The sequence below is a fragment of the Marinobacter vinifirmus genome, from assembly GCF_002258215.1.
Classification (GTDB): domain Bacteria; phylum Pseudomonadota; class Gammaproteobacteria; order Pseudomonadales; family Oleiphilaceae; genus Marinobacter; species Marinobacter vinifirmus.
The window spans coordinates 424391-448375 of record NZ_NEFY01000001.1 but is presented as its reverse complement, the minus strand read 5'-3'; the positions used below and the strand labels follow the sequence as shown (position 1 = coordinate 448375).

The following is a 23985-nucleotide window of genomic DNA, read 5'->3' as shown; positions in this document are numbered from 1 at the left end:
GTCTTGAGCGTCCCTGTGGAAGCGAACCCACGCATCGGCCATACTGCCCAATTCAAGAAATGCATACTCCCTGATACCCGGGAGTAGGAAACTCGGAGAAAACTTGAACACTCACGATACCAGACAATTTGACCTGCACCCGGTGAACCAGCGTCGGCTGGCGACCCTGTGCGGGCAGTTTGATGAACACCTGAAGATGATTGAGCAGCGCCTGCAAGTGAAAGTGGGCCGGCGCGGGCATCATTTCCGGGTGGAAGGCCACACTGAAAACGTGGCGGCGGCTACCGAGGTCATTCGGCACCTGTACCGGGAAACGGAGGCCAGCGAGGACATTCCGCCGGATACTGTGCACCTGTTTATCCGCGAGACCGGCCTTGAACGGCTGCCGGATGACGTGCCCTATGATGAAGGCCAGATTACCGTCATCAAGACCCCCAAACTGACCGCCAAGCCCCGGGGCCGGAATCAGCAGAAGTATGTGCATAGCATCCGCACCCACGATATCAATTTCGGTATCGGGCCGGCGGGTACAGGTAAGACCTGGCTGGCCGTGGCCTGTGCGGTTGAGGCACTGAAAGACGAGCAGGTGAAGCGGATTCTGCTGGTTCGGCCAGCGGTGGAAGCCGGCGAGAAACTGGGCTTTCTACCGGGCGACCTGGCCCAGAAGGTGGACCCGTACCTTCGGCCGTTGTACGACGCGCTCTATGAAATGCTGGGCTTTGACCAGGTCACCCGCCTGATCGAGAAGAGCGTGATCGAGATTGCGCCTTTGGCGTTCATGCGCGGCCGTACCCTGAACAATTCATTCATTATTCTGGACGAGAGCCAGAACACCACGCGGGAGCAGATGAAGATGTTCCTGACCCGGATCGGTTTTGGCTCTACGGCAGTGATTACCGGTGATACCACCCAGGTGGACCTGCCCCGGGGCCAGAATTCCGGCCTGATTCACGCCGCCGGCGTGTTGAGCAAGGTGCCGGGCATTGGCTTTACCCGGTTTGAAGCCAAGGATGTGGTGCGCCACCCGCTGGTTCAGCGGATTGTGGAAGCCTACGATTCCTTTGATGACGGGAGCTCCGGCAGCCGATGAACAAGCTGACTGTGGACTTCCAGAAGGCCTTTGACGGTGCGGGTGTGCCGGATGAAGCGCAGTTCCACAGCTGGGCCGAAAAGGCCTGGCTGGGCGAGGATCCGTCCGAGGTGACCATCCGTATTGTCGATAACGACGAGAGCCGGGAGCTGAACCACCAGTATCGGGGCAAGGACAAACCCACCAATGTTTTGTCCTTCCCATTTGAAGCGCCAGCGGGTATAACGATGCCATTGGCCGGAGATCTGGTTATTTGCGCACCGGTTGTTGAAAAAGAGGCGCAGGAACAGCATAAAGAGCCTGTAGCCCACTGGGCTCATATGGTGGTGCACGGTATGTTGCACCTTCAGGGCTACGACCATATTGAAGATAACGAAGCCGAGGTCATGGAAGCCCTCGAGGTCCGGCTGCTGTCGCAGCTCGGATTTGCTAACCCTTACGAAGCAGAGGAAACGGAACCAGACTCATGAGCGACGATCAGTCGAGTCGCAGCCAGGGCAGCAAGTCCTGGCTGGAGCGTATATCACAGGCCTTTTCCAGCGGGCCTGAGTCCGTTGAGGACGTGCTGGAAATTCTGCGGGACGCCGAGTCCCAGAGCATTATTGATACCGATTCCATGAGCATCATCGAAGGTGCCATGCAGGTGATCGATATGCGGGTGGATGAAATCATGATCCCCCGTTCACAGATGATCACCGTGAAAGCCTCCCAGGAACCGAAAGAATTCCTGCCCGAGATCATGTCATCTGCCCACAGCCGTTTCCCGGTGATTGGTGAAAGCCCGGACGACGTGCTGGGTGTTCTGCTGGCCAAGGATCTGCTGCCGCTGGCCCTGAACAACGACCTCAACTGGTCCCGCATCCGTGAAATCCTGCGCCCGCCCACCTTTGTGCCCGAGAGCAAGCGGTTGAACCAGCTGCTCAAGGAGTTCAAGGAAAACCGCAACCACATGGCCATCGTGGTGGATGAGTACGGCGGTACGGCAGGCCTGATTACCATTGAGGATGTGCTGGAGCAGATCGTCGGCGAGATCGAAGACGAACACGATTTCGACGAAGAAACCCATATCAAGGCCCGGGGCGATGGCACCTTTGCGGTGAAGGCCGTGACTCCGGTTGACGACTTCAATGAATTTTTTGGCACCGGCCTGGACGAAGAGGAGTTCGATACCATTGGCGGCCTGGTGCTCAAAGAGTTCGGCCACCTGCCCAGACGGGGCGAAACGGTTGAATTCGGCGGTTTGCAGTTTACTATTGCGAACGCCGATAACCGAGTCATCCGTTTGCTGCAGGTAACCCGAAGTGAGTCATGAAAACGGCCTGAGCCATCCGCTCAACCTGAAATTTACTGCCCATCCTTGGCTGGGGCCGGTGATCCTGATGATCGCCGGCGCCCTGCAAACCCTTACCTTCTCGCCGTTCCATATCTGGGCGCTGGGGCCGGTATCGGTTCTTCTGATCCTCCTGGTTACCCTGAACCTGCCCTCGGAGAAGCTGTTTCGCGCCGGCTGGTTTGTCGGCCTTGGGCTGTTTGCCTCCGGCGTGAGCTGGATTTACATCAGCATCAGCAAGCACGGCAACACCTCGGTGCCCATCGCAGTTCTGCTGATGGTGCTGTTCGTGGCAGGGCTGGCGCTATTCCACGGGCTGGCGTTCTGGTTCTGGGGCAAGCTGGCCAGGCAAAGCATGGTGCGACGGTTGATCCTGTTTCCCGCCATCTGGCTACTGGGGGACTGGCTCCGGGGCTGGCTGCTGACCGGCTTTCCCTGGCTGTACCTGGGCACGGCCCACACCGATGGCCCACTGGCCGGGCTGGCACCATTAACCGGTGTGCACGGGCTGACCTTCTGGATCGTGGTTACCGGCGCAGCAGCTTACGGGGCGTGGTGGCTGATCCTGGCTGGCCGAAAAACTGCGGCGGGTGCAACGGCGGCGATCGCGGTATTACCCTGGCTGCTGGCTCCTGCCCTTAATCAGGTCAGCTGGACCACTATCAGCGAGGAGCCGAAAAGCTTTGCCGCCATGCAGGGCAATATTCCGCAACAGATCAAGTGGGATCCGGAGTTCCTGAAAGACCAGATTGTGGCGTATCTGGGGATGACTGAAGAACACTGGAATAAAGACATCATCCTGTGGCCGGAAACCGCCATTCCCATTCCCCAGGACCAGGCCGGCAAGATCATTGACCACATCGAGGAACGGCTTGGCGAGAACAGCACACTGATTTCCGGTATTCCCTGGTATGGCTACAGCGGCGACATCGAGGACTACACCTTCCACAACAGCATCCTGGCTGCCGGTGGCGGCGAGGGCATATACCACAAGCAGAAACTGGTGCCTTTCGGCGAGTATGTGCCGCTGCAGGGATTACTGCGGGGCCTGATTGGCTTCTTTGACCTGCCCATGAGCAGCTTCACCCCGGGCCCGGGCCAGCAATCCGGCCTGAGCGCCACCGATACCCGGCTGATGCCCTACATCTGCTACGAAGTGGCCTACCCGGATTTTGTGGCGTTCAACGCGCGGAATACCGGCATGCTGGTGACCATCAGCAACGATGGCTGGTTCGGCGACTCCATCGGCCCCCTTCAGCACCTGCAACTGGCCCGCATGCGCGCCCTGGAAACCGGGCGCTACATGCTGCGCGGCACCAACAACGGGGTGACGGCCATCATCAACGAAAAAGGCCAGATCACCGAGCGCATCCCCCAGTTCCAGCGGGCCGTACTCACCGGCGAGGTGTTCTCCGCCACAGGCAGCACGCCCTACATGCAGACCGGCTCCTGGCCGGTGCTGACCCTGGCCGTGATCCTGATCGTGTTTGTGCGGGAGCGGGTGATTCCTAAAAACTGACTTTTTGGCCACGGAATCCACGGAAGGACACGGAAAAAAGAAAAATGATTTGCCACGAAATCCACTAAAGAACACGAAATAAAGACAAAGACGTTTCAGGTTCTAGTCAGTAATCTTTGTTCGTGTTTTTTCGTGGATTTCGTGGCAAAAAAGTCTTTAAGTCTTTTATTTTTCCGTGTCCTTCCGTGGATTCCGTGGCAAAAATTACTCTTTTTTTGGCGGCCACCGGCTGGTCACGCGCTCAAAGTAGTGGGAACCGCAAGCCTCGCAGGGATGCAGGTGACTGATTTTGGTCAGGCACAGCATATGGCTGCAGTTCAGACACCGGAACATACCTGCGGTGGCCACTTCTCCGGAGATGTAGTGGCTGACATCCTCGTTCTCCAGCTTCTGCGACAGCTCCAGGGTGTCAACCAGGGTCTGGTCGGCCACCGACAGCAGGCGGTCGGCCAGGGTCTGCTCCAGCAGGGAGATGTCCAGCTGCAGCCACTCTTTCAGGCCCTCCCCGGTTTCCTCCACAAAGTGCATCAAATGCTGGAGGTCCCGCTGCAGGTAGGCGCCCAGCAGATCTGCTTCCTCCCGGGTCATCTCCTCCAGTTCGTATTCAAACTCGACCGCCTTCTGCACTTCTTCTTCCAGAGTCTGCAGGGACGTCTCCTGCAGATCGTGCAGGCGGGTCTGCACCCGCTCCAGCATCCGGTCATAGGCCTCGAGCGCTTTACCTGAAAGGTGACTGCGTTCCGGTTCTGTCATAACGGCTCCTTCAACCTGACTTCCAACCTGACTTCGGGGCACTGGCCTGCGGCCTTCGCCATTACTGATAGTCTGGCACATCCCGCAGAATTTGGCAGACTACCTGTTAAGCCTTCGGTGCGTTAGAATGTTCGGCCTTTTCGAACATCCTTTTCTCACAGGGTACTTTTGGTAATGGCAGGAATGGACGAGCAATACAACCCACGTGACGTAGAACAGACCGCCCGCAACTTCTGGGAAACCAACGAAACCTTCAAGGTGAAGGAAGAGCCGGGCAAGCCCAAGTACTACTGCCTGTCCATGTTCCCCTACCCCAGCGGCAAGCTGCACATGGGCCACGTTCGCAACTACACCATCGGCGACGTCATTTCCCGTTATCAGCGCATGCAGGGCAAGAACGTGATGCAGCCTATGGGCTGGGACGCCTTCGGCCTGCCAGCGGAAAACGCCGCCATTGCCAACAAGTCCGCGCCGGCAAAGTGGACCCGCTCCAACATCGATTACATGAAAAACCAGCTTAAACAGCTGGGTTTCGGGTACGACTGGAGCCGCGAACTGGCCACCTGTGACCCGGAATACTACCGCTGGGAACAGTGGTTCTTCGCCCGCCTGTACGAGAAGGGCCTGGTGTACAAGAAGATGTCCACCGTTAACTGGGATCCGGTTGACCAGACCGTCCTGGCCAACGAACAGGTGGTTGACGGCCGCGGCTGGCGCTCCGGCGCGCTGGTAGAGCAGAAAAAGATTCCCCAGTGGTTCATCCGCATCACCGACTACGCGGAAGAACTGCTGAACGACATGGACGACCTGGAAGGCTGGCCGGAACAGGTCAAGACCATGCAGCGCAACTGGATCGGCAAGTCCACCGGTACCGAGCTGACCTTCCCGCTGAAAGACCGTGAAGACGGCCTGACCGTGTACACCACCCGCCCGGACACCCTGATGGGCGTGAGCTACATGGCGGTCGCTGCCGAGCATCCGCTGGCCAAGGCGGCGGCAGAGCGCCATCGCGACGTGGCAGAGTTTGTCGACCAGTGCCGTAACAGCAAGGTCGCTGAGGCCGAAATGGCCACCATGGAAAAGAAAGGTATTGATACCGGTTTCAAGGCCATCCACCCGCTGACCCAGGAAGAAATTCCGGTTTGGGTCGCCAACTTTGTGCTGATGGACTACGGCACCGGCGCCCTGATGGCCGTACCGGGCCACGATGACCGTGACCATGAGTTTGCCCGCAAATACAAACTGGCCATCAAGCAGGTGATTGCGCCGAGCAACCACGAAGATATCGATGTTCAGGAAAAGGCCTACACCGAAAAAGGTGTACTGGTAAGCTCCGGCAAATACAGCGGCCTGACCAGCGATGAAGCTTTCGAGGAAATCGCCAGCCACCTGGAAAGCAACGGCATTGGCAAGCGCACCGTTAACTACCGCCTGCGCGACTGGGGTGTTTCCCGCCAGCGTTACTGGGGCGCGCCCATCCCGATGATGACCCTGGAGGACGGCACCGAAATGCCGGTTCCGGACGATCAGCTGCCGGTTCGCCTGCCGGAAGATGTCGAGATGGATGGCGTGCAGTCGCCCATCAAGGCCGACCCGGAGTGGTGCAAAACCGAGTTCAACGGCCAGGCCGCGACCCTGGAAACCGATACCTTCGACACCTTTATGGAGTCGTCCTGGTACTACGCCCGTTTCTGCAGCCCCAACTACGACAAGGGCATGCTGGACCCGGCCGCCGCCAACTACTGGCTGCCGGTAGACCAGTACATCGGCGGTATCGAGCACGCCATCCTGCACCTGTTGTACGCCCGCTTCTTCCACAAGCTGCTGCGGGACGTGGGCCTGGTAAACAGTTCCGAGCCGTTCAACCGCCTGCTCACCCAGGGCATGGTGCTGGCCGAAACTTACTACCGTAACGAAGACAACGGCGGAAAGACCTGGTTCAACCCGGCGGACGTCACCGTAGAACGCGACGGCAAGGGCCAGGTGGTACGCGCCATCCTGAAAGCCGATGGCCAGCCGGTGGAAATCGGCGGCGTTACCAAGATGTCCAAGTCCAAGAACAACGGCATCGATCCCCAGTCGATCATCGATGAGTTTGGTGCCGACACTGTGCGCCTGTTCATGATGTTTGCCGCACCGCCAGAGCAGTCCCTGGAGTGGTCTGACAGCGGCGTGGAGGGCGCGCACCGCTTCCTCAAGCGCCTGTGGCGCATGGTGACCGAGCATGCGGCCGGCGGCGATGTTGCTGCCCTGGATGCCAGCGCTCTGAACAGCAGCCAGAAAGACCTGCGCCGCAAGACCCACGAGACCATTGCCAAGGTCAGTGACGACATCAGTCGCCGCCTGACCTTCAACACCGCCATTGCAGCCGTAATGGAACTGCTGAATGAAGTGGGCCGCCTGGGTGATGACGAACCCCAGAGCCGCGCCGTGCGCCAGGAAGCCCTGGACACCGCGGTACGGGTGCTGGCTCCGATCGTGCCTCATATCTGTCATAAACTCTGGCAGGTGCTGGGCCACAGTGAGCCGGTGGTTGACGCCAGCTGGCCGGTTGCCGATGAAAGCGCCATGGTCCGCAGTGAGATCGAAGTGGTCCTGCAGGTCAACGGCAAGGTACGGGCCAAGGCCACAGTCCCGGCCGATATCAGCAAGCCGGACCTGGAAAAGCTGGCCCTGGAGAACGAAAACGTTCAGCGTTTTGTTGAAGGCAATACCGTTCGCAAGGTGATTGTAGTGCCCGGCAAACTGGTCAACGTGGTGGCTAACTGATATGACCACCACCGCCCCGTTCCTGAAAGCGTTGAAACTCGCCGCCCTGGCACTGGCTACCCTGGTGCTGGCCAGCGGCTGCGGCTTTCAGTTACGGGGCACCTCGCCGGTACCGGCCGCGCTGCAACCCCTGGCGGTAGACTGCCCGGACAACCTGCCCGGCCGTTTCTGTCAATCGGTCCGGGATCAGCTGACCCTGGGCGGTGTACAGGTTACCGACAGCGCCACCCAGGCCGATTACATCCTGCGCCTGCGAGATTACCGGCAGGATCGCCGGGCCTCGGCCATTACCGCCCAGGCCGCTGCCGCAGAGTACGTTCTGCGCCACACGGTAGCCATTGAACTGCTCACGGCTGACCGGATCCCGTTGATTGCGAGCACCAACCTGAATGCCAGCGAAACTTACCGCTACGACGAAACCAACGTACTCGCCAAGCAGCGCGAGGAAGAGGAACTGCGGCAACAGCTGGGCGACCGGCTGGCCCAGCAGGTTATCTTCCGCCTGGCGCCCATGACCCGGGAACGGATAGACACCATCATCGAGGATTACCGGGCCAGCCAGGAACAGGCTGAGCCGCAATGAAAACCCAGCCTGGCCAGCTCCCTCAGTTACTGAAAAAAGGCCTGGCACCGGTTTACCTGATCTCCGGTGATGAACCCCTGCTGGTTCAGGAGTGTTGCGACCAGGTTCGAAAGGCCGCCCGGGATGCCGGTTACCAGGACCGCCTCACCTACCACGCAGATCACCAGCTTGACTGGAATTCCGTAGCAGACGAATGCAACGCCATGTCGCTGTTTGCGGAAAAACGCCGGATCGAGATTCACCTGCCCACCGGCAAACTCGGCGATGGCCGCAAGGTACTCGAGCAAATCCTGCAGGCCCCGCCTGAAGACGTCATCCTGTTGCTGATCAGCGCCAGGCTGGATGCCGCGGAAACCAAGCGTAAATGGTACAAGGACCTTCAGAAAACCGGCGTACATGTGCCGGTGTGGCCGGTTGAGGCGGACAAATTCGCCAACTGGCTGCAGCAAAGGGCAAGTAATCAGGGGCTGAGTCTGACTCGCGGTGCACTGGGAATGCTGGCTGAACGGCTGGAAGGCAACCTGCTGGCGGCGAGCCAGGAGCTGGATCGCCTGACGCTGCTGACCAACGGCAAAACCATTGACGAGGAAACCGTAGAGCAGGCAGTCCAGGACAGCGCCCGCTTCAACGGCTTTGAGCTGGTCACCGAACTGCTCACTGGTAAGGCCGGCCACGCCAGCCGCATCATCGGCGTACTGCAGCAGGAAGGGGAAAATCCCCTGGGCCTGCTGAGCGTGCTGGTGCGCGACCTGAACATGATTATCGAGCTGAAGACCGCCCTGCCCCCGGGCGATAACCCCTCGGGCTTCCTGAAGAAACGGGGCGTTTTCCAGCCCCGGCGAGCGTCTGCCATTCAGCAGGCAGCCCGCCGCCTGACTCTGCCCCGCCTGAACCAGGCCCTGGCCCTGTGCAGCCAGACTGACCGGGCCGCCAAGGGCTTTGATGACCTGACGCCCTGGCATTACCTGCGTGACCTCTCAATTCTGCTGGCCGCAACCCGTAACGGCTGACCTGGGTCAAACCCGGGAGAGTACCGGCCCCGGCGGCACTTGACACGATTTTGCAATCGGGCGCATTGTACATTCTCCAATCAATCAGGGAAGGAGAACCTGCCATGAGCCTGCAAGACGAATTCAACAAACTGTCCGAGAAAGTCAGACAATACCGCGACGAAGCCAAGGTGCAGATGCACCTGGCCAAGGAAGATGTGAAGGACGAATGGGACGACCTGGAGCAGAACTGGGACAAGTTCCGTTCGAAGCTCGACCAGATTTTCCATGACGCAGAAGACGCCAGCCAGGAAGCCCGGGAAACCGCCCGCAAGATGGGTGAAGAGCTTAAATCCGGCTACCAGAACATCCGCAACAAGCTGAAGTAAACGTTAACCCGTTAACAAACAGACACATCAAGACAGGCACAGAGACACACTTCTCATCGTCTCTGTGCCATACTTCACAGTAAGAAATGAATCTTGCGTCATAATTTTGTCGTGTTGTTCATTTTGCCACCAACTTGCCGTCTGGCTGGCCAAGGAATATGGCACATACTGTGAGGTATACCTGTCATATGAAAAAAGTTACTGCACTCTCTGTCACTCTCGCCCTGTCCCTCTCTGCCGGTCTGGTTACTGGCCAGAACATCCGTTTCAGTGATCCCGAAACCGTTATCAAGAATGAGTTCTGGGGCAACCTGTATGCGGAAGGCGGTTCATCCTTCTTCTGCGAAAAACCGTTTACCAGCAAGGGCTTTGTGCTGACCGACGGTTATATCTACCCGCTGGCGGATGTGCGTTCCGCCCTGGATTGCGGCACTACATCGCAGTGCAAGCGGGATAACCGCTACCGGCAGATTGCCTCGGATTTGCACAATATGGTGCCGGTAACCAGCCGGATAGAGATGCGTCGCCGCAATGCCCGCTATGAAAACATTGGCGCCAGTGCCCAACCGGATGACTGCGGTATTCGTGAAAGCACACAATTTTTCGAGCCGCCCGAGCATGCCAAGGGTGATGTGGCCCGGACCATGGCGTACATGGTCGATACGTACGGTTTGCCGTGGTTGGGGGCTACTACGCTGTTCCAGGGCTGGAACGAGATGGATCCGCCGGATGATGGCGAGTTGGCGCGGCATAGCCGGATTGCCGAGATTCAGGGTAATGAGAATCCATTTGTGGTTAATCCCGGGTTGATTAGTCGGCTCTGAGGCTTTGATCTCACTTTGGGAGTAAGCACCAGTCAGGGGGTAGCTTTCCAAAACACGCTGTGGATACGTCCGTGTACGCTCTGCTCCGCCATCCCTGGCTCCGCAAGGTTTTGGATAGCCATACCCTGACCGGCGCCCATATATTTCAGTTCGCTATCAACAAAAAAGCAGGCCACCTGGGCCTGCTTTTTTGCTTGCTGGAAGAACGAAACCTGTATCAGATTTCGTTAGCCGCCAGAGCCATCATGGCATCGCTGCCACTGCGAATGCCTTCGGCCAAGGACACGGTCTTTGGCAGCAGGCGGTCGAAGTAGAAGCGGGCTGTTTTCAGCTTGCCGGTGTAGAAGCCGGAGGTGTCACCCTCTGCCTTCGGAGCGGCGGCTTTGACGGTTTTGGCCCACATGTATGCCAGGGCGGTGTAGCCGAACATGTCGAGGTAATCGACCGCCGCGGCGCCGATGGCGTTGGGGTTGTCGCCGGCTTGTTTGATGACGTGTTCGGTAACGTCAGACAGGCGCTCAACAGCAGCCGCCAGCGGCTCAAGGTAGGGCTTGAGGGCGGCGTCGCCGGTGTTTGCTTCAATGAAGGTGGCTACGTCCTGTACGAACAGTTCGTACAGTTTGCCCTGGCTGCCGACGACTTTACGACCCATCAGGTCCATGGCCTGGATGCCGTTGGTGCCTTCGTAGATCTGGGTGATGCGGCAGTCGCGTACCAGCTGCTCCTGGCCCCACTCGCGGATGAAGCCGTGGCCACCGAATACCTGCTGGCCGATGATGGTGGTTTCCAGGCCGCGGTCGGTCAGAAAGGCCTTGGCGACGGGGGTCAGCAGGGCAACCATGCCTTCGGCGTGTTTGCGCTGTTCGTCGTCCTGGGAGTACTTGGAAATATCCAGCCACTGGGCCACGTAGGTAGAGAAGGCACGGCCGCCTTCCACATAGCTCTTCATGGTCAGCAGCATGCGGCGTACGTCCGGGTGTACCAGGATCGGGTCAGCGGCTTTTTCGGGCTGCTGGGCACCAGTCGGCGCGCGGCTCTGGATACGCTCGTTGGCGTATTCGCGGGCGCTCTGCAGGGAAGCTTCGGCGGCGCCGATGCCCTGGATGCCCACACCCAGACGCTCGTAGTTCATCATGGTGAACATGGCGGCCAGGCCTTTGTTTTCTTCACCAACCAGCCAGCCCTTGGCGCCGTCGAAGTTCATCACGCAGGTGGCTGAGCCTTTGATACCCATCTTCTTCTCGATGGAACCGCAGCTGAACTGGTTGCGCTCGCCCAGGGAACCGTCGTCATTCACCATGAACTTGGGCACCAGGAACAGGGAAATACCCTTCGGACCTTTGGGCGCGTCCGGCAGCTTGGCCAGCACCAGGTGGATGATGTTCTCCGCCATGTCGTGCTCGCCCCAGGTGATGAAGATCTTGGTGCCAGTCACGTTGAAAGAGCCATCGTCATTGGGCTCGGCCTTGGTGCGGATAATGCCCAGGTCGGTACCGGCGTGGGGCTCGGTCAGGTCCATCGCACCGGACCATACGCCGGAATACATGTTGGGCAGGTACTTCTCTTTCAGCTCCTGGCTGCCGTGGGCGTCGAGGGCCAGGCAGGCACCGGCGGTGAGCATCGGGGCCAGGCCGAAGGCCATGTTGGCGCCCTGCATCATTTCTTCAAACTGGGCCACCAGGGTTTTCGGCATACCCATGCCGCCGAATTCCGGGTTGCCGCCCAGGCCGTTCCAGCCACCCTCAACGATGGTCTGGTAGGCTTCCTTGAAGCCTTCCGGGCTGGTTACTTCGCCTTCATTCCACTTACAACCCTGCTCGTCCGCTTCGCGGTTCAGGGGCGCCAGTACGCCGCCGGTGATCTTGCCAGCTTCTTCAAGAATCGCGTCGGCAGTGTCCGGGTCTACGTTTTCGGCAATCTTTGGCAGAGAGGCCCAGAGTGCGGGCGCGTCGAACACTTCGTTCAATACAAAACGCATGTCACGAAGGGGTGCCTGATAATCAGCCATGTATAACTCTCCAGAAATTCAGTCAGTCACTTGGGGAACCGGGTAACAACGCCTTCTGTGTAAAGGTCTTCTGGTTCGCCCGCTCGGCTATGTGTCCGAAACAAGGTTGTTATTCTGTGGCTCGCCATTCTACCTCAAACGTGCCACCAAACTCATGAAAAAAGCCCGCCTCCGAGCGGAGAACGGGCTTTTGCTGTGCCTTCAACCAGATAGCAACCCCGTCTTAGATAACGAAGGCTTCTTCCGGCATATCCAGCAGGCTGTCTGCACCGGCCAGCATGGTTTCTGCGTGGGTCTTGGTGCGCGGCAGCAGGCGCTTGAAGTAGAAGCGCGCAGACTGAACCTTGGCGTTGTAGAACATCTCCTCGGAGGTGCCTTCGGCCATCTTGTCCAGTGCCACCTTGGCCATACGGGCCCACAGGTAAGCGAAGACTGCGTAACCGGAGTACATCAGGTAATCCACAGCAGCGGCACCGACTTCCTCGCGGTTCTTCATGGCGGTCATACCAACCTTCATGGTCAGATCGCCCCACTCCTTGTTGATCGCAGCCAGCGGCTCGATGAACTCTTTCAGCTGCTCGTTGTCGGCGTTCTCTTTGCAGAATACGTGAACCTGCTTGGTGAACACTTTCAAGGCTTCGCCCTGAGTCATCAGAACCTTACGGCCCAGCAGATCCAGTGCCTGGATACCGGTGGTACCCTCGTAGATCATACCGATGCGGGAATCACGAACGTTCTGCTCCATGCCCCACTCAGCGATAAAGCCGTGGCCACCGAAGACCTGCATACCCAGGTTGGCAGATTCGTAACCGATCTCGGTCAGGAACGCCTTGGCGATCGGGGTCAGGAAGCCCAGCAGTGCGTCGGCGTGCTTGCGCTCTTCTTCGGTCTTGCCGCTGTGAACCACGTCCACTTGCTGGCCAGCCAGGTAGATCAGGGCGCGGGCGCCTTCGGCTACAACCTTCTGGGTCAGCAGCATACGGCGTACGTCCGGGTGCACGATGATCGGGTCAGCGATGCCATCCGGGTTCTTCGGACCACTCAGGGAACGCATGGCCAGACGCTCTTTGGCGTAAGCCAGGGAGCCCTGGAAGCCCAGTTCTGCAGCACCCAGACCCTGGATGGCAGTACCGATACGGGCAGTGTTCATGAAGGTGAACATGCAGTTCAGGCCTTTGTTCTCAGGCCCGATCAGCCAGCCCTTGGCGCCGTCGAAGTTCATCACGCAGGTCGCGTTACCGTGGATACCCATCTTGTGCTCCAGGGAGCCACAGGAAACCGCGTTACGCTCACCGGCAGAACCGTCTTCGTTCGGCAGCTGCTTGGGCACGATGAACAGGGAGATACCCTTGGTGCCTTCCGGTGCGCCCGGCAGACGGGCCAGTACGATGTGGACGATGTTCTCGGCCATGTCGTGCTCACCGGCAGAGATGAAGATCTTGGTACCGGTGATGCTGTAGGTGCCGTCAGCGTTCGGCTCGGCCTTGGTGCGCAGGGTGCCCAGGTCAGAACCACAGTGCGGCTCGGTCAGACACATGGTACCGGTCCACTCACCGCTGATCAGCTTGGTCAGGTAGGTCTGCTTCTGCTCTTCGGTACCGTGGGCTTCGATGGTGTTGGTAGCGCCGTGGCTCAGGCCCGGGTACATACCCCAGGACCAGTTGCAGGTGCCAACCATTTCACTGACCACCAGGCCGATGGAGTGCGGCAAGCCCTGGCCACCGTAGTTGGGGTCGGCAGTCATGGACGGCCAGCCACCTTCAACGTACTGCTGGTAAGCTTCTTTGAAGCCGGTCGGGGTTTTCACACCGTCTTCGCTCCAGGTACAGCCTTCCTGGTCACCTACCTGGTTCAGCGGAGACAATACCTGCTCACAGAACTTGGCGCCTTCCTGGATGATGGCATCAACCATATCCGGAGTCGCGTCTTCAGCACCTTCCAGATTGGCGTAGTGCTGCTCGCTGTTCAGCAGCTCGTTCATTACGAATTTAATGTCACGCAGGGGCGCTTTGTATTCAGGCATGGAATCCACCTCGGTTTGGTCTCGGCTGAATGCAGTAACAGCCTTCGGCCTTGGGTTTGCTCAGACACCACGATGCGCTGCACCGCGGCCTTAATTAAACACTTGTTTGAAACATACGTTTTGAGGCACGGAATTGTCAATAGCCCTGAGCAAATTTTGTGTGGCCCGGCCTGCAGAACCTGTCAGCCGTCAAATAACGGCGAGATATTCAGAAACTCCGCCAGCCGGGCCGGCAGGCGCTCGGTTGCTGTGCCATCAAGGCGGGGTAATATGCCCAGACACGGCGCCGGAATATGGTTGACCAGGTAACCGAGGGTTTCCTGTTCGCAACTCATGGTTTCCTGCTCCGGGTGATTTGCTACCCAGCCGGCTACCGTCAGGCCGTCATTCTGAATGGCCTCCACCGTGAGCATGGCGTGATTGATGCAACCGAGCTTGAGAGGGACCACCAGGACCACGGGCAGTTTCAGCTCGCGGGGCACCGCTGCATAGGTTTCGCGGTCGTTCAGAGGAACCCGCCAGCCGCCGGCGCCTTCCACCAGCATAAGATCGGCCGGGCGAATCTGCATTCCGCGGCAAAAGCCGACCAGCCGCTGGGCACTGAGTTGTTTGCCGGCTTGCTGGGCGGCTACGTGGGGGGCGATGGCGGGTTCCATGGCGATGGGGTTGATGGCGTCGTAGGCCAGTTGTTCGGTCATGGCCGCTTGCAGCATCAGTGCGTCTTCATTGCGCAGCCCGTCGGGGGTCTGGTCGCAGCCGGAGGCTATGGGCTTCATGGCGAGGGTGCGCTTGCCCTGGGCCTTGGCGGCCTTAAGGATGGCGGCGGCCACGATGGTTTTGCCTACGCCGGTGTCGGTGCCTGTTACGAAATAGGTTTTCTTTGCCATTTTCTGGAGTTCCTACTGTATCGGTTTCGGGTGCAAGGTGAGGGTGTGGTGTGTCTTTCCGGGACACGCTCAAGATTTCCCTGTGCGCTTAGGTCGGGCCATCCCTGGCCCTCTATAGTCCCGGAAAGACACACCACACCCTCACCGCAAACTTTCGAGGTTGCCGTCCTCATCCAGTCATTGAAAGTCGTAGTCAGATCAGCTTTGACCAGTACAACCAGCCTGCATGGTAGCTGGCGATGATCTCACCGTTTTCCGCTGTCGGATAAGCGGCAGACATTGCCCTGAACCGTCCCGGAGCGGTAACGGTTCTGCGGCGTTCTTCGCCTTTGAACACGGCACCGAGGTGCTTGAGCTCACGGTTCAGGGCCATGGGGGAATCATAGGGCAAGGTAAGGGTTGCCGTCTCGAGGCTGGAACCGGGGAGTTGCCGACTGGTTAATTGCTGCCAGTCAGCATGGTGGGTAAAACGGTTTACGTGGGGTTGGCCGGGGTCGGCTTTGGTCCAGGCTTGTTTGAGTTCTTCGAGGGTGCCATCCAGCAGGGTGGAGATGGCGAGGGTGCCGCCGGGTTTGAGGATTCTTTGGCATTCCGCCAGGACGGTATCCGGGCGGGTGCTCCATTGGATCATCAGGTTGCTGAAGATCAGGTCGGCGCTGTTGTCGGCCAGGGGGAGCTGTTCGGCGTCTGCGTTAAGCCAGGTGATGGTTTCAGGGCTGAAGGATCGGGCCTGTTGCAGCATGCCGGAGGCAAGGTCTGCGCCGGTGATGGTGGCGTTCGGGTATTGGTTTGCCAGTTTGCGGGTGAACCAGCCGGTGCCGCAGCCGAGGTCCAGGATGCTTGTTGGTTCGAAGTTTTCGGGAATGCGGGCGAGCATGGTGTCGCCCATGGCTTTTTGCAGGCGGGAGGCGCTGTCGTAGGTCTGGCTGGCGCTGCCGAAGCCCCGGGCGATGCAGGCTTTGCTGCCGGTTCCGCCTTCGGAACGGGCTATTGCCGTCAGATCGGTATAGGCACTCATACCGCCACCGGCTCCTGAACGGCCTGCTCCGGTAACAGAGAGCGGCACCGGGCCAAGGCTTTCAACAACCGATCAACCTGCGCTTCCGAATGCGCGGCGCTCAGGGTAACCCGCAACCGGGCTTCGCCTTCCGGCACCGTGGGCGGGCGGATGGCGGTGACCAGTATGCCCTGCTCCTCCAGCGCCCGGCTTAATGCCAGAGCTGCATGGTTATCCCCTACCATGATGGGCTGGATGGGCGTGTACGAGGGCATCAACTGATAACCCAGCTCCTGCGCACCCGCACGGAACCGGGCAATCAAAGCCTGCAAGTGGGTGCGGCGAGCATCATCCTGCTCGATCAGGTCAATACTGGCGTAAGTCGCTTTCGCCAGCGCCGGCGGCATGGCGGTGGTGTAGATGTAAGTGCGCGCCTTCTGCACCAGGTAATCCATCAACACCTCCGTCCCAGCCACAAAAGCCCCGCTGGTGCCCACGGCCTTGCCCAGGGTGCCAATCAAAACCGGCACATCCGCCTCCGACAACCCCGCCTCCAGCACACTACCCCGCCCCTGCGGGCCAAGCACGCCGATACCGTGGGCATCGTCCACCACCAACAACGCATCATGGGCCTTACACACCCTGGCAAGCTCCTTCAACGGCGCGATATCACCATCCATACTGAACACGCCATCAGTCACCACCAGCTTATGGCCCGACGTCTGCGCCAGCATCGCCTCCAACGAAGACACATCGCCATGAGCATACCTGCGCACCTTCGCCCGGCTTAGAATGCAGCCATCGATAATCGAAGCATGGTTCAACCGATCCGAAAAAATCGTATCCCCCCGCCCTGCCAACGCTGAAATCACACCCAGGTTGGCCATGTACCCAGTCGAGAAAAACAACGCCGAACTACGCTGCGTGAACTCCGCCAGCCGCTGTTCCAGCTGATGATGGGCATCGTGGTGGCCGCAAACCAGGTGAGAAGCGGCGCCGCCCAGACCGGTTTCAGGCAAAGCTTCACTCAAGGCTGAAATATTTCCAGCATGATTCGCCAGCCCCAAATAATCGTTACTACAGAACGACAGCAGCGGCTTCCCATCGGCTATCAGCTCAGGTTTCTGGGGCCCAGACACTAACCGGCGAGTACGGTACAGCCCGGCCTGTTTTCGCTGTTCAATCTCGGCGCCAAAGTCACGCATAGTGTCGCTTACTCTCAAATGCTGTACTTAAGGTTCCGCAGCAAACCGGGTAGGGCTTTCCGGGACACGCTCAAGACATCCCTGTGCGCTTAGCTTTCGCCATCCCTGGCGAAAGATAGTCCCGGAAAGCCCTACCCGGTTCGCCGCTCACTTGGGGCGTAGCCTGCAGGGTCACAATCGCCCAGGTTTACTGGCCGCGGGGCGGGGTCCCCTTTCCGGGACCATAGAGGGCCATGGATGGCCCGACCTGAGCGCACAGGGACGTCTTGAGCGAGTCCCGGAAAGGGGACCCCGCCCTGCGGATCTCCACCGTGAGCCCCGGTGAAAGGCCAAGACCAAAGTCAGACTGAGGCAGCCGACTCCCGACTCGCGTCATAGAACAGATGCCGCGTCGCCTCATACTCGACGGCATCAGACAGCGCCTCCACCTCCTGTTCCTCCGTAGCACACTGCTCCCGCTGCTCCGGCCGGATACCCAGCTTACGGAACAACTGCATATCCGCATCCGCCTCAGGGTTGGACGTGGTCAGAAGTTTCTCGCCGTAGAAGATGGAGTTGGCACCCGCCATAAAGCACAGCGCCTGCATCTGCTCATTCATCTGCTCCCGCCCCGCAGACAAGCGAACATGGGACGCCGGCATCAGAATCCGCGCCACCGCGATAATCCGAACAAACTCGAAGGGGTCCAGGTCGTCTACATTCTCCAGCGGCGTGCCCTTCACTTTCACCAGCATATTCACCGGCACACTCTCCGGATGCTGGGGCAGGTTCGCGAGCTGAACCAGCAGCCCTACCCGGTCGTCTTCGTCTTCGCCCATACCCATAATGCCGCCGCAGCACACCTTCATGCCGGCCTTGCGCACGTTATCCAGGGTATCCAGCCGATCCTGGTAGGTTCGGGTGGTGATGATGTGGTTGTAGTACTTCTCGGAGGTGTCCAGGTTGTGGTTGTAGTAATCCAGTCCGGCGTCAGCCAGCTCCCGGGCCTCCTCCTCTTTCAGCATGCCCAGGGTCATGCAGGTTTCCATGCCCAGGGATTTCACCTGCTTTACCATATCCAGCACATACGGCATGTCTTTCCTGGACGGGCTACGCCAGGCGGCACCCATGCAGAACCGGGACGCGCCCTTCTCTTTGGCTGCGCGGGCTTCTGCGACAACTTTTTCGATTTCCAGCAGCTTTTCCTTTTCCAGCCCGGTGTTGTAATGACCGCTCTGGGGGCAGTACTTGCAGTCCTCCGGGCAGGCGCCGGTTTTGATCGACAACAGGGTGCTGACCTGCACTTCGTTGGGGTCGAAATGCTCCCGGTGAACCGTCTGGGCGCGGAACAGCAAATCGTTGAACGGCAAGTTGAAAAGATCCCGGGCTTCCTGAAGCGTCCAGTCGTGACGGAGGGCAGTAGCGGTCATGGCAAAGTCCTGTTAACCTTCGCAAGGTTTTTGGTTTACGGATAAACCGCGATGATAAACGGACTGAAATCGCTGTCAACCTTGATCAGCCAAAAGGTTAACAGCACAAAACAGGGTGGCCGCTGTGTCACCTGTCTTTCGCCCCATGCCAGCTTCGGGTTGTGCCAGGGCTGTCGGGACGACCTTCCAGCCATTCGCTGGGCCTGCCACACCTGTGCGTTGCCGCTGCCCTTTGCCAGCCCCGGACTCCAGTGCGGGGAATGCCAGGTGACAAAACCACCCTTTTCCCGCGCACTGATTCCCTGGCGCTACCAGTTCCCGGTAGACGGCATGATCGGCCGCTACAAGTACAACGGCCACCGAAAGTTTGTGCGGCCACTTCTGGCCGGCTTCAGCGAGTTTGTCGAACAACAACTGGCTGCCGATCAACGGCCCGATGCCCTTATTCCCGCCCCCATGCACTGGTCACGCAGGTGGCAGAGAGGCTTCAACCAGGCCCTGGATATCGCCGAGTTCGTCGGTTCACAGCTGGATATTCCGGTGGCAGGCGATGTGGTTCGGCGTCGACGGCGGGTAACGGCCCAGCGGAAACTGAACCGGGCCGAACGGCTGGTCAACCTGGCGGGGGTTTTTGAGGTGTGCGGGCCGGTGCCGGCGCGGGTCGCCATAGTGGATGACGTGGTGACCACCGGGGCAACGGCGAAGCTGCTGGCTGATGCGCTCCGCGACGCCGGTGCCCGGGATATTCAGGTCTGGGCCCTGGCACGAACTCCGGGTTAGGTATCCGCAAGCAACGATTTCACATACCCGGCGATGGCCAGGCTGGACGTGAGCCCCGGGGACTCTACGCCGAACAGGTTAACCAGCCCGGCCAGGCCATGTTGCTGCGGGCCATCGATGCGGAAATCGAAGAAGCCGCCCTCAGGGCCGGTAAGCTTGGGGCGAATGCCGGCGTAGGCGGGTTGCAGGCGACCGGCGTCCATGCCCGGCCACCAGGCCCGGATACCTTCCACAAAGCGATGCACCCGCTCCGGGTTCACGGTGTAATCTTCGGAATCAATCCACTCTACGTCCGGGCCAAAGCGCGCCTGGCCCGCCAGGTCTAGGGTCAGGTGCACGCCCAGGCCACCCGGTTCTGGCAACGGATAAATCAGGCTGTCGAAAGGATGCTTGCCGTTGTAGCTGAAGTAAACGCCCCGGGCCAGCCATTGTCGGGGGCGGGCAGTATCCGGCAAGCCCTGCCAGCTACCGGCCAGGGCCGGAGCGCCGAGGCCTGCGGCATTGACCACTTCCCGGGCCTGCAGGGTTACGCCTGCAGCTCCACCAACGGTCAGGGTATGGAGCGGGCCGTCCGAGCAAACGGCCGTCACCGGGCTGTTGAGCACCAGCTGGCCACCAGAGTCTTCCAGCGCCCCCAGCAAGGACAACATCAGGCCATGGCTGTCGACAATGCCGGTTTCCGGTGACCAAAGACCAGCTTCGGCATTAATAACCGGAAGTTTCCGGGTGATCTCCTGGCCGTCTGCCAGCTGCAACGAAACGCCATTCAGGGCCGCCTGTTCACGAATGCCAGCCAGCTTTTCGCTCTGGGCCGCGTCTGTGGCGATGATCCACTTACCACACTTGCGGTGGCCGACCTTGTGGCTCCGGCAGTAGTCATACAGCAGTTGGCGGCCACGCACGCAGAAGCGGGCCTTCAGGGAATCCTGCTGATAGTAGAGGCCGGCGTGGATAACCTCGCTGTTTCGGGAAGAAATGCCTTCACCAAAACGGGGGCCCGCTTCCAGAACGATGACTTCCCGCCCGCTAGCGGCAAGCTCGCGGGCAATCGCCAGCCCCACCACACCGGCGCCGATCACCACCGTTTGTACCTTGTAACTGTCTTCGCTCACACCCATTCCTGCTTTCCGGCACGGACTGCAGAAATTACCGCAGTTAGCGGGCCGTTGCATTACCTCAGCCCCCATAACAGGTATACTTTGCGCCAAATCCTGCTTCCAGTTGGGCCTTATGAACACCGAGTCTTCAGACATAGCCGCGTCTACCCACCCTTACGACAGTCTCACACCCGAAGTGATCCTGGACGCCATGGAAGACGCCGGTTTTGAAGTCAGTGGCCGCCTGTTCGCCCTGAACAGCTATGAAAACCGGGTGTACCAGGTAGGGCTGGAAGATGGGCCGCCGGTGATCACCAAGTTTTACCGGCCGGGACGCTGGTCAGATGCAGCGATTATGGAAGAACACGAGTTTTCCCTGGAGCTGCAGGCCGCAGACATTCCGGTCATCGCCCCCATGATCATGGAGAACGGCGAATCCCTTGGCCGGCATGCCGACTTCCGGTTCGCGGTGTTCCCCCAGCGGGGCGGACAGGCGCCGGACACCAGCATTACCGACACCCTGTATCGTCTCGGCCAGTGGCTGGGCCAGATCCACAACCTGGGCGCCATCAAAAACTTTCAGCACCGCCCCGGCTTTGATCTGGTGCAAGGCATTCAGGATCATAATGCCCTGCTGATTGATGGTGGCTGGGTGCCCGACGATCTTCGGCCGGCATGGGACAGCCTGATTCCGGACCTGGTCAGGGGCTGCCAGCAGCGGATCGAAGAGGCCGGTGTTGTCGACACCCTGCGCATTCACGGAGACTGCCACGCCGGCAACATCCTGTGTCGTGACGAAACCATGCTGTTTGTCGACCTGGATGACTGCCGCACCGGCCCCGCGGTACAGGATATGTGGCTGCTGCTGAACGGCGAGGCCACGGAAAGGGGCAGCCAGCTAGGCGAGCTGCTGGAAGGCTATGAAATGTTCCGGGACTTCAACCGGCGGGAGCGGCACCTGATCGAACCCTTGCGCTGTTATCGGCAGATCGCCCACTGCGCCTGGCTGGCACGGCGCTGGGAAGACCCTGCCTTCCCCCGGTTCTTCCCCTGGTTTGCCCAGCCCCGTTTCTGGTCCGACCAGGTCCTGGCATTGCGTGAGCAACTGTCGGCCCTGCAGGAGCCTGCTATTTCCCTGCCCGGGCAATACTGAATTTCGTAAAGAGGTAAGCAATGAGCGACAACGAAAACCGTTATTCCGTGCGCAGCCTGATTGTCACCGCCCTGGTGGCTGTGGTGGGCACCGTACTGGTGCTGGAAGCCAGCGGCCGCATCGACCACTCGGACAACAAGGACCATGTGCCGGTGGGCGACTTTCAGGCCATCCACGTCAAGCCGGGCGAGGAATTCCGGATGTCCCGCAAGTCCTCCGAGTTGCATGCGGTGTGTGATAACGGTTACCTGGCCATTGCTGCCGATGTGGACCCGTCTTTCCGGGGCATCCTGGTGGACTACAAGAATCGCGGTATCCGCTGCCAGCGGCCTTCACCCACCGACAAGGACCTGGCCTCCGAACCCGCCGGAGAAGCCGGCAATGAGTGACCGCAAGCCGACACAACCGGAGCAACTGACCGACCGCCTGTTTGCCACGGAACGCAATCCGGAAGACTTCCGCTTTGATGCCTCGGTTGCCCGCGTATTCCCGGACATGATCCGCCGATCGGTGCCCGGCTACACCACCATTATTCCGATGATCGAAGTGATCACCGAGCAGTACGTGCAACCGGGTTCCCACTGCTACGACCTGGGCTGTTCCCTGGGCGCATCCACACTGGCCATGCGCCACGGCATTCCCTACGGTGACTGCACCCTGGTGGGCGTGGACAACTCCGGCGCAATGATCGAGCGCTGCGAACATTACATTGCCCTGGATGACCACGAACTGCCGGTCACCCTCCGGTGCGAAGACATTCTGGCGACGGAACTGAGCCAGGCCTCGGTAACCACCCTCAATTTCACCTTGCAGTTTGTGCCGCCCGAACAGCGGCTGGATCTGTTGACCCGCATTGCCGATGCCACCCTGCCGGGCGGCGTGCTGATCCTGTCGGAAAAAATCCGCTTTGAAGCAGACTCCGAGCAGGATACCCAGACCCGCCTGCACCATGAATTCAAGCGAGCTAACGGATACTCCGACCTGGAAATCAGCCAGAAGCGGTCCGCCATTGAAAACGTGCTGATCCCGGAAACCCTGTCAGCCCACCGCGAACGACTCATGAACGCCGGCTTTGACCAGGTACTGGTGTGGTACCAGTGCTTCAACTTTGTCTCCATGCTGGCCATCAAGAACCCCTGATTCCGAGACCGACCAAGACCCATGGCAGCTTTCGACTGGCGTAACCATTTCACTCCGTTCCTGAACTACCTCAATGGCGAGCACCAACAGGCCTGGGCCAGCGTGCTCACCGGCCGGCTGGTCAGCCGTTTTGAAGACAATCCCCACGGCGACATGGCCCGCTGGCAGGCCGCCCTTGACGCACTGCCATCGGTGACTGATGCCACCGTCGACCTCAACACCTCTGCGGTGTCGGTGTCAGGCCCAGAGCCTCTTTCTCCGGAACAGGCGGAACGCCTTGAGCAGGGCCTGCGCGGCCTGATGCCCTGGCGCAAAGGCCCGTTCGAGTTTTTCGGCACCCACATTGATACCGAATGGCGTTCAGACTGGAAATGGGACCGTGTGGCACCGCACCTGGCGGACCTGAACGGGCGCACCATCCTGGATGTGGGCTGCGGCTCCGGCTATCACTGCTGGCGTATGGCCGGGGCCGGGGCAAGGCGGGTGGTGGGTATCGATCCGGGCCTGCTGTTCATGTTCCAGTTCCTGGCGATGAAGGGGTATCTGGACAACGTACCGGTCGACCTGCTTCCAGTGCGTATGGAAGACCTGCCGGAGAACCTGGAGCTGTTCGATACCACCTTCTCTATGGGCGTGCTGTATCACCGCCGCTCGCCGCTGGATCACCTGCTGGAGCTGAAAGGGACCCTGCGCCGGGGCGGCGAACTGGTGCTGGAAACACTGGTGGTGGACGGCCCGGAGGGCTACAGCCTGATGCCGGAAGACCGCTACGGGCAGATGCGCAACGTCTGGTTCCTGCCCAGCTGCCCCACCCTTCTGCGCTGGCTCGACCGCACCGGTTTCCGCAATGCCCGGGTGGTGGATGTCAGCGACACCACCACCGATGAGCAGCGCAGTACCGACTGGATGCGCTTCAATTCCCTGAAAGATTTCCTGGACCCGGACGATCCCTCGAAAACCATCGAAGGCTACCCGGGGCCAAAGCGGGCAACCATCATCGCTGAAAAGCCCTGAAGCCTGCCCCCCCCCTGAAAGGAAAA

At 59.7% G+C, this 23985-nt stretch carries 22 protein-coding genes; 14 read left to right on the top strand and 8 right to left on the bottom strand.

Annotated features, from left to right (window positions below; translation table 11 throughout):
* Positions 1–103 precede the first annotated feature (103 nt).
* The 4 genes from B9Q17_RS02105 (at position 104) to lnt (ending at position 3939) form a co-directional block, all read left to right on the top strand.
* Positions 104–1090, top strand: coding sequence for a PhoH family protein (locus B9Q17_RS02105; RefSeq protein WP_022989707.1), 987 nt, complete (start codon positions 104–106; stop codon positions 1088–1090).
* A complete protein-coding gene (gene ybeY, locus B9Q17_RS02100) occupies positions 1087–1560 on the top strand; it encodes an rRNA maturation RNase YbeY (RefSeq protein WP_022989708.1) in 474 nt (157 codons plus the stop codon). Before B9Q17_RS02105 ends, ybeY begins: the two co-directional genes overlap by 4 nt.
* On the top strand, positions 1557–2402 hold the full coding sequence (locus B9Q17_RS02095) for a CorC family transporter (RefSeq protein ID WP_022989709.1): 846 nt from the start codon (positions 1557–1559) through the stop codon (positions 2400–2402). The genes ybeY and B9Q17_RS02095 overlap by 4 nt, the downstream gene beginning before the upstream one ends.
* A gap of 67 nt (positions 2403–2469) precedes the next feature.
* Positions 2470–3939, top strand: coding sequence for an apolipoprotein N-acyltransferase (lnt, locus tag B9Q17_RS02090; RefSeq protein WP_154707607.1), 1470 nt, complete (start codon positions 2470–2472; stop codon positions 3937–3939).
* Positions 3940–4143: 204 nt separating this feature from the next.
* Here the strand turns inward: lnt and B9Q17_RS02085 are convergent, their stop codons facing one another.
* Entirely contained in the window at positions 4144–4692 is a 549-nt protein-coding gene (locus B9Q17_RS02085; RefSeq protein WP_094623903.1) for a zinc ribbon-containing protein, read from the bottom strand.
* Between the two features lie 183 nt (positions 4693–4875).
* On the opposite strand from B9Q17_RS02085, the gene leuS reads away from it, so the two are divergent.
* The 5 genes from leuS to B9Q17_RS02060 all read left to right on the top strand — a co-directional run bounded on the left by leuS (position 4876) and on the right by B9Q17_RS02060 (position 10246).
* A complete protein-coding gene (gene leuS, locus B9Q17_RS02080; protein WP_094623969.1) occupies positions 4876–7461 on the top strand; it encodes a leucine--tRNA ligase in 2586 nt (861 codons plus the stop codon).
* 1 nt (position 7462) lies between these two features.
* Positions 7463–8044, top strand: a complete 582-nt coding sequence (locus B9Q17_RS02075; protein ID WP_094623902.1) for an LPS-assembly lipoprotein LptE — start codon at positions 7463–7465, stop codon at positions 8042–8044.
* A complete protein-coding gene (holA, locus tag B9Q17_RS02070; RefSeq protein ID WP_094623901.1) occupies positions 8041–9054 on the top strand; it encodes a DNA polymerase III subunit delta in 1014 nt (337 codons plus the stop codon). Before B9Q17_RS02075 ends, holA begins: the two co-directional genes overlap by 4 nt.
* 104 nt (positions 9055–9158) lie before the next feature.
* Positions 9159–9422: a hypothetical protein gene (locus tag B9Q17_RS02065; protein WP_022989716.1), complete on the top strand. Its 264-nt coding sequence runs from the start codon at positions 9159–9161 to the stop codon at positions 9420–9422.
* 188 nt (positions 9423–9610) lie between these two features.
* Positions 9611–10246, top strand: a complete 636-nt coding sequence (locus B9Q17_RS02060) for an endonuclease (protein ID WP_022989717.1) — start codon at positions 9611–9613, stop codon at positions 10244–10246.
* A 217-nt stretch (positions 10247–10463) separates the two neighbouring features.
* Here B9Q17_RS02060 and B9Q17_RS02055 read toward each other — a convergent pair whose 3' ends face one another.
* The 6 genes from B9Q17_RS02055 to bioB all read right to left on the bottom strand — a co-directional run bounded on the left by B9Q17_RS02055 (position 10464) and on the right by bioB (position 18775).
* The gene (locus B9Q17_RS02055; RefSeq protein ID WP_094623900.1) at positions 10464–12254 is read right to left on the bottom strand and encodes an acyl-CoA dehydrogenase C-terminal domain-containing protein; all 1791 of its coding nucleotides are present in this window, start codon (positions 12252–12254) and stop codon (positions 10464–10466) included.
* A gap of 223 nt (positions 12255–12477) precedes the next feature.
* On the bottom strand, positions 12478–14277 hold the full coding sequence (locus tag B9Q17_RS02050; protein ID WP_094623899.1) for an acyl-CoA dehydrogenase C-terminal domain-containing protein: 1800 nt from the start codon (positions 14275–14277) through the stop codon (positions 12478–12480).
* A gap of 182 nt (positions 14278–14459) precedes the next feature.
* The gene (bioD, locus tag B9Q17_RS02045; RefSeq protein WP_094623898.1) at positions 14460–15164 is read right to left on the bottom strand and encodes a dethiobiotin synthase; all 705 of its coding nucleotides are present in this window, start codon (positions 15162–15164) and stop codon (positions 14460–14462) included.
* A gap of 193 nt (positions 15165–15357) precedes the next feature.
* Positions 15358–16182: a malonyl-ACP O-methyltransferase BioC gene (gene bioC, locus B9Q17_RS02040; RefSeq protein WP_094623897.1), complete on the bottom strand. Its 825-nt coding sequence runs from the start codon at positions 16180–16182 to the stop codon at positions 15358–15360.
* Positions 16179–17366, bottom strand: coding sequence for an 8-amino-7-oxononanoate synthase (bioF, locus tag B9Q17_RS02035; RefSeq protein ID WP_094623896.1), 1188 nt, complete (start codon positions 17364–17366; stop codon positions 16179–16181). Before bioF ends, bioC begins: the two co-directional genes overlap by 4 nt.
* A gap of 341 nt (positions 17367–17707) precedes the next feature.
* The gene (bioB, locus tag B9Q17_RS02030; protein ID WP_094623895.1) at positions 17708–18775 is read right to left on the bottom strand and encodes a biotin synthase BioB; all 1068 of its coding nucleotides are present in this window, start codon (positions 18773–18775) and stop codon (positions 17708–17710) included.
* 267 nt (positions 18776–19042) lie between these two features.
* On the opposite strand from bioB, the gene B9Q17_RS02025 reads away from it, so the two are divergent.
* A complete protein-coding gene (locus tag B9Q17_RS02025) occupies positions 19043–19555 on the top strand; it encodes a ComF family protein (protein WP_244177283.1) in 513 nt (170 codons plus the stop codon).
* Here B9Q17_RS02025 and B9Q17_RS02020 read toward each other — a convergent pair.
* The gene (locus B9Q17_RS02020; RefSeq protein ID WP_094623968.1) at positions 19552–20667 is read right to left on the bottom strand and encodes an NAD(P)/FAD-dependent oxidoreductase; all 1116 of its coding nucleotides are present in this window, start codon (positions 20665–20667) and stop codon (positions 19552–19554) included. The genes B9Q17_RS02025 and B9Q17_RS02020 overlap by 4 nt on opposite strands.
* Positions 20668–20785: 118 nt before the next feature.
* Between B9Q17_RS02020 and B9Q17_RS02015 the strand changes: the two genes are divergently transcribed.
* From B9Q17_RS02015 to cmoB, 4 genes are read left to right on the top strand one after another with little or no spacing between them, the layout of a single operon-like run.
* The gene (locus B9Q17_RS02015; protein ID WP_094623967.1) at positions 20786–21805 is read left to right on the top strand and encodes a serine/threonine protein kinase; all 1020 of its coding nucleotides are present in this window, start codon (positions 20786–20788) and stop codon (positions 21803–21805) included.
* A 20-nt stretch (positions 21806–21825) separates the two neighbouring features.
* Positions 21826–22194: a PA3694 family proteiin gene (locus B9Q17_RS02010; RefSeq protein WP_094623893.1), complete on the top strand. Its 369-nt coding sequence runs from the start codon at positions 21826–21828 to the stop codon at positions 22192–22194.
* On the top strand, positions 22187–22945 hold the full coding sequence (cmoA, locus tag B9Q17_RS02005; RefSeq protein ID WP_094623892.1) for a carboxy-S-adenosyl-L-methionine synthase CmoA: 759 nt from the start codon (positions 22187–22189) through the stop codon (positions 22943–22945). The genes B9Q17_RS02010 and cmoA overlap by 8 nt, the downstream gene beginning before the upstream one ends.
* Positions 22946–22966: 21 nt before the next feature.
* A complete protein-coding gene (gene cmoB / locus B9Q17_RS02000; protein WP_094623891.1) occupies positions 22967–23959 on the top strand; it encodes a tRNA 5-methoxyuridine(34)/uridine 5-oxyacetic acid(34) synthase CmoB in 993 nt (330 codons plus the stop codon).
* Positions 23960–23985 lie beyond the last annotated feature (26 nt).

Excerpts from the sequence above, each read along its gene's own strand:
- ybeY (WP_022989708.1), top strand. The coding sequence starts at position 1,087 with ATGAACAAGCTGACTGTGGACTTCCAGAAGGCCTTTGACGGTGCGGGT.
- B9Q17_RS02095 (WP_022989709.1), top strand. The coding sequence starts at position 1,557 with ATGAGCGACGATCAGTCGAGTCGCAGCCAGGGCAGCAAGTCCTGGCTG.
- lnt (WP_154707607.1), top strand. The coding sequence starts at position 2,470 with ATGATCGCCGGCGCCCTGCAAACCCTTACCTTCTCGCCGTTCCATATC.
- B9Q17_RS02085 (WP_094623903.1), bottom strand. The coding sequence starts at position 4,692 with ATGACAGAACCGGAACGCAGTCACCTTTCAGGTAAAGCGCTCGAGGCC.
- leuS (WP_094623969.1), top strand. The coding sequence starts at position 4,876 with ATGGACGAGCAATACAACCCACGTGACGTAGAACAGACCGCCCGCAAC.
- B9Q17_RS02075 (WP_094623902.1), top strand. The coding sequence starts at position 7,463 with ATGACCACCACCGCCCCGTTCCTGAAAGCGTTGAAACTCGCCGCCCTG.
- holA (WP_094623901.1), top strand. The coding sequence starts at position 8,041 with ATGAAAACCCAGCCTGGCCAGCTCCCTCAGTTACTGAAAAAAGGCCTG.
- B9Q17_RS02065 (WP_022989716.1), top strand. The coding sequence starts at position 9,159 with ATGAGCCTGCAAGACGAATTCAACAAACTGTCCGAGAAAGTCAGACAA.
- B9Q17_RS02060 (WP_022989717.1), top strand. The coding sequence starts at position 9,611 with ATGAAAAAAGTTACTGCACTCTCTGTCACTCTCGCCCTGTCCCTCTCT.
- B9Q17_RS02055 (WP_094623900.1), bottom strand. The coding sequence starts at position 12,254 with ATGGCTGATTATCAGGCACCCCTTCGTGACATGCGTTTTGTATTGAAC.
- B9Q17_RS02050 (WP_094623899.1), bottom strand. The coding sequence starts at position 14,277 with ATGCCTGAATACAAAGCGCCCCTGCGTGACATTAAATTCGTAATGAAC.
- bioD (WP_094623898.1), bottom strand. The coding sequence starts at position 15,164 with ATGGCAAAGAAAACCTATTTCGTAACAGGCACCGACACCGGCGTAGGC.
- bioC (WP_094623897.1), bottom strand. The coding sequence starts at position 16,182 with ATGAGTGCCTATACCGATCTGACGGCAATAGCCCGTTCCGAAGGCGGA.
- bioF (WP_094623896.1), bottom strand. The coding sequence starts at position 17,366 with ATGCGTGACTTTGGCGCCGAGATTGAACAGCGAAAACAGGCCGGGCTG.
- bioB (WP_094623895.1), bottom strand. The coding sequence starts at position 18,775 with ATGACCGCTACTGCCCTCCGTCACGACTGGACGCTTCAGGAAGCCCGG.
- B9Q17_RS02015 (WP_094623967.1), top strand. The coding sequence starts at position 20,786 with ATGAACACCGAGTCTTCAGACATAGCCGCGTCTACCCACCCTTACGAC.
- B9Q17_RS02010 (WP_094623893.1), top strand. The coding sequence starts at position 21,826 with ATGAGCGACAACGAAAACCGTTATTCCGTGCGCAGCCTGATTGTCACC.
- cmoA (WP_094623892.1), top strand. The coding sequence starts at position 22,187 with ATGAGTGACCGCAAGCCGACACAACCGGAGCAACTGACCGACCGCCTG.
- cmoB (WP_094623891.1), top strand. The coding sequence starts at position 22,967 with ATGGCAGCTTTCGACTGGCGTAACCATTTCACTCCGTTCCTGAACTAC.